This window comes from Pseudomonadota bacterium (assembly GCA_018817425.1).
Classification (GTDB): domain Bacteria; phylum Desulfobacterota; class Desulfobacteria; order Desulfobacterales; family RPRI01; genus RPRI01.
Window position 1 is genome coordinate 1 of record JAHITX010000049.1, and the last position, 4,922, is coordinate 4,922.

Genomic DNA, 4,922 nt, shown 5'->3' on the forward strand with positions numbered 1-4,922 from the left:
ATTCCCCCTTAGTAAAGGGGGCCAGGGGGTTGTTCCTTCTCCACACTCCTTTTAATCCATCCTTCGATTGCCATTAAAACACTTTCTATATCTTTTTTTACATCATTATCATTGAACCTTAAAACAGTTAAGTCCTCAGACTCTAATGCCTGTTGCCGCTTCCTATCGTACAGAAATTTTCTATCATGACTTTCTCCATCAATTTCAATTACCAGTTTCAGTTTGCTGCAATAAAAATCAACGATATAATTTCCGACAGGCTTTTGTCTCGTAAACTGGTAACCTTTCATCTTTCTGCTTTTTAAATGTGCCCAGAGAAGAACTTCTGATAAAACACCTTGCTTTCTTAGTTTTCGTGATAGAGCTTTTAATTTCGGGTTATATGTAATTTTCATTACAACCCCCTTTATCCCCCTTTGTTAAGGGGGAATTAGTGAGGTATTCTTTCCAAAAAAAATTACTCTGATTTATTTTGTGGCGTTTGCCGGAAAACTATTGAAGCAATATACTTATGGTTGCTTCGGATTGTCATACCAAGTTGCATTAAAAAAGATCGCAAGGCAGCAAGGAGGTTTTCCACAGGCTGTATACGTAATGCGCTGAGGACAGAACCGACGAAGCCAACAAAGCTAGAATTTGAATGCGATTTGTATGAACTTGATTTTATTTCTTGTATGCCATGATAAATTTCCAAGAACAAGAGTATTGTGAGCTCTTAGAATGCTTTAAGTCAAAATGTCTTCCTCCTGTCTTCAGGAAATATAAAAACATATTATTGCAAAAAATCTGTCAATAGATTATATAATTTCAAATTAATTTAGACGATTGATGCTTATTAGCGAGAATTAAAATAATTTTCTGGATATCATGACATTTGTAAAGTTATCCAGAACTGCTCAATAACTTGGAAGGCAAACAGCTTGGTACTATAAAAATGTCAGAAATAAACATTGTTAACTTAATTGATAATAGGATCAAGCAAGAGCTTTCAGAGTTTGAGGTTAAGAAAAACAATGAGATAAAAAATACTTCATGAAGATATATATAGAAAAGGGCAAAAGAATGGAACCCCATGTATTATGAGGATACAAAGGTTCTGCAACCAGGAAATCGAAGATGCTGTCATGATTTTCTCTAAGATTATCAGTGAATTTATAAAGTCTTCTGGTGTTAAATATTCAGATAAATTATCCCCCGAATTAAAAAAAATAGTAGAAGAAAATATTATTAAAATTGGTGATTTTCAAAAGAGGCACCCTATAACTAATATTGAAACCAATTCTGTTTTTAGCGTTCAGTTTAGAAAATCTGAAAATGAACTAAACAATCAAAGAAATATAGGGCTCGAAAAAATAAATACAGAGATCGACTTATTGATGCTGTCTTTGAAAAATGAAGTTAAGAACAAACAAGATAGTGTCGACATGAAACCACAACAAGATGAGACACTAGTTGATAAATTTATTAAAAAGCTGAAAAATCATCCGATAACATCAGTCTTATTAATCTTAGGAATTATTATAATTGCCATTGGTAACTTTGCAGATTCTATAGATAAAATAATGAAACGACTCCCTGCAAAAGGAAGTTATATTAAACCTGAAAATCTACCTGGTGAAACAGGATGGATACTTGTTGGCGATATTGATTTGAAGAATAATAAGTATATTCGAGGCCCTCTTTTTGAAATTGTAAAATCAAATTACACAAAAAAAGACATTATTCCTCGTAAAGGTGAATTGATACAATTGACTAGTGATCGCAATTTAATAATTGCAGATTATAAAATCAATGGTTTATCTAAAATATATCAACCACCATGGCAAGAAAATTTCTTAGAAGATGATGATTATACGGGGTTTAAGTTAAACAAAGGTAGCATTGCAGAAGTCAGGGACGTAAGTCTTGGAGCGTTCCCAAATCAACCAGCTGTGGTATGGGTTAGAATCGGTATACCACCAAACTAGACCAAGCGATTAATAAACAATTGAATAAAGACTTGCCTAACAATCTAATAAATGCAGACTTGGCTACAAAACAGTCAGGCTGGTTATCAGGGGGGTAGAAATGGAGATGTCTATGCTTTTCTGAATTAGATGGTAATTTACTTCCTCATTTCTGAAACAATACCGTCCAACGAGCCAGTTTGAGCAGGCGAGCTGCTCAACTGCATGTGACCCTGTGAAAAGCAAATAGTAAAAGCCTATGACGATGCTGCCAAAGGGAAAAGAACGAAAAGAAGCCGCATATCCTGGCGCTTGCAATTGTCTTTGCCATACGGGGGGTAGGGTGGGTAGTCCAGCCAATGCCTTGTTGTGAACCTTGCCCCTATTGCAAGACAATAATAGGCAGGGGGCTGTTAAATCAGCATGAACCATACTGTAAGAAATTGGGGAAGAAACAAGGGCAGTAAACAAGACAAGAATTGGATTGATGCAAATAAGAAGGGTAGTATTCGGGGCCGGACTTTTTATAACTAACCTAAACTAAAGGAGTGTAAAATGAAACAAGTTATTAATGCTGATCCTCACGGCAAAATAGCGTTGCAAGGGTACGATCCAGTGGCATTCCACAGCGTTGGCAAGGCAGTTAAAGGCAATCCGGCTATATCGGCAGAATATCGTGGCTATAAGTATCTTTTCTCCTCTGATGCAAATAAAGCTATATTTGAAAAAGAAGCGGAAAAATACCTGCCTGCGTACGGAGGCTTCTGTGCGTTTGGAGTTTCCCTCGGCGTTTTATTTCCTGTAGAGATTGATACATGGGAGATTGTTGATGGTCGCCTTGTCTTGCAATACAATCTGGATATCAAGCAAAAGTTTGAGGAAGATAAAGAAGGGAATTTACTTAAGGCAAATGATAACTGGCCAAAAATAGAAAAAGAAAAAGTCGGTAATTAAGAGAGCCACTTTCAAAACGTTTCAGTTTGGTCAAGCTCAAGGCGGGCGAAAATTTCAACTGTAGGAATACATTGAGTATTTCGAGGATTGAAATTTGAGCCCAACGCAGAGATCGGCCAAAATGGGGCGTTTTGAAACTGGCTCATTATAATTAATGGTTCCCGTTTTGTATCAAGGGCAAGTATATTTTGCACAGGCATCATCGGATTCCCATGCAGTAACACTGGAAACTTTTACTGTAGGATCATCTAATCTGTTTTCAAGCTCCTGTGCGATTCTCATGGCAATGGTTTCTGATGATGGATTAAGGTTTTTGAACCAATCGTGGTCATTTAAAAATGTATGGTCAAGTTCTGCAATGATTTCGGATATGATTTTTTTTATAATTCCGAAATCTATTATAACCCCTGCATCATTTAATTTTTCTCCTGTTACACAGGCTTCTATCTTCCAGTTGTGACCGTGAAGATTTTCACATTTTTCCGTAACCATTTTTAGCTGATGAGCTGCCGCAAAACTACTTATAACTTTGAGTTCAAACATTTACGCTTGGTCCTTTTTTATTTGGAATTACCTGACGATACACTATGCAAAATATTCTTTAGTTTGGTTGAAAACTTACTAGATTCAAGTTCTGCAAATTCCTTTAAAAGTGCTTCCTGTTTTTTTGTAAGGTTGGTAGGTGTTTTTAAATTCAAAACAATTATAAGATCTCCTCGCACATGGTTTCTTAGATGGGGAATACCTTCGCCATGCAAACGTATCACATTTCCGGGCTGAGTTTCTTTGGGGATCTTTATGCTTTTTTTACCGTTTAAAGTAGGAACGGTTATTTGATCACCTAGAGCAGCCTGTACAAATGATATTGGTATCTTGCAATAAACGTCAAAATCATTTCGCTCAAAAAAATCATGCGGTTCAACCTGTATAAATACATACAGATCTCCGCTTGCAGCTCCATATGCACCTGATTCACCTTCACCCGTAAGGCGCAATCTTGAACCCGAATTAACTCCTGCCGGGATTTTCAAAGATACTTTCTTATTTATAATCACTTTTCCGTTACCCTGGCATTTGGGACAGGGATGCGTTATTGTTTGCCCGGAACCACTGCAAAAGTGACAAGCTGTCCTTAGTGTAAAAAACCCCTGGCTTTGTGAAAGTTGTCCTGTTCCATGACAATGCCGGCAGGTTTCAGGTTGCGTGCCGGGTTCACTTCCGCTTCCGGAACATTCAGGGCATGTTTCCGCTTTTTCAATAGTTATCTCTTTTTCTATTCCGAAAGCCGCTTCCATAAAACTAAGCGTAACATCATAACGAAGATCGGAACCTCTCTGGGATCTGCTGCGTGAGCGGCTGTTTCCGCCAAATCCAAAAAAATCTTCAAAAATATCGCCGAAACTGGAAAAGATATCTTCAAACCCGCCGAAACCCGAAAAACCGGTACCGCTTAATCCCTGATGACCATACTGGTCATAGATAGCTCTTTTTTGCGAATCATGAAGCACCTCATAGGCTTCTGCGGCTTCTTTAAAGTTTTCTTCAGATTCCTTATCTCCAGGATTCCTGTCAGGATGATATTTTAAGGCGAGTTTTCGGTATGCAGCTTTTAATTGGTCAGAATCAGCATTGCGGTCTAAGCCAAGAATTTCATAGTAATCACGTTTGTTTGCCATTTGATATCCAGTTTAAACAGAAATAATTTGATTAAAATATTTTACCCCAAAAAGCTATATTATTTAAAAATAATATAGTAAAACAATTCATAAAATAATGCCTAAAACAAAGTTGTCAACCAAAGTCTTTTTTATTTTTATTATACCGGTAAAAGCTTTCTTGAATTATGGGCCAACCTTAATTTGGTATGGGGAATTATCTAAATTATTGGAGCCACTTTCAAAACGTTTCAGTTTGGTCAAGCTCAAGGCGGGAGAAAATTTCAACCACAGGAATATATTTAGTATTTCGAGGATTGAAATTTGAGCCCAACGCAGAGATCGGCCAAAATGGGGCGTTTTGAAA

At 37.0% G+C, this 4,922-nt stretch carries 5 protein-coding genes; 2 read left to right on the plus strand and 3 right to left on the minus strand.

Going from position 1 to position 4,922, the window contains the following annotated elements; all coding sequences use genetic code 11:
• Positions 1 to 8: 8 nt before the first annotated feature.
• Entirely contained in the window at positions 9 to 395 is a 387-nt protein-coding gene (locus tag KKC46_09230) for an endonuclease domain-containing protein (protein ID MBU1053997.1), read from the minus strand.
• Between the two features lie 729 nt (positions 396 to 1,124).
• Between KKC46_09230 and KKC46_09235 the strand changes: the two genes are divergently transcribed.
• Complete coding sequence (locus KKC46_09235) at positions 1,125 to 1,967, plus strand: hypothetical protein (protein MBU1053998.1); 843 nt, start codon at positions 1,125 to 1,127, stop codon at positions 1,965 to 1,967.
• 534 nt (positions 1,968 to 2,501) lie between these two features.
• Positions 2,502 to 2,900 (plus strand): YHS domain-containing protein, encoded by a 399-nt coding sequence (locus KKC46_09240; GenBank protein MBU1053999.1) that lies wholly within the window; start codon positions 2,502 to 2,504, stop codon positions 2,898 to 2,900.
• Positions 2,901 to 3,071: 171 nt separating this feature from the next.
• On the opposite strand, the gene queD is transcribed toward KKC46_09240, so the two are convergent.
• Together queD and dnaJ are read right to left on the minus strand one after the other, a co-directional pair.
• Positions 3,072 to 3,443, minus strand: coding sequence for a 6-carboxytetrahydropterin synthase QueD (gene queD, locus KKC46_09245; protein ID MBU1054000.1), 372 nt, complete (start codon positions 3,441 to 3,443; stop codon positions 3,072 to 3,074).
• A gap of 17 nt (positions 3,444 to 3,460) precedes the next feature.
• Complete coding sequence (gene dnaJ / locus KKC46_09250; GenBank protein ID MBU1054001.1) at positions 3,461 to 4,576, minus strand: molecular chaperone DnaJ; 1,116 nt, start codon at positions 4,574 to 4,576, stop codon at positions 3,461 to 3,463.
• Positions 4,577 to 4,922 lie beyond the last annotated feature (346 nt).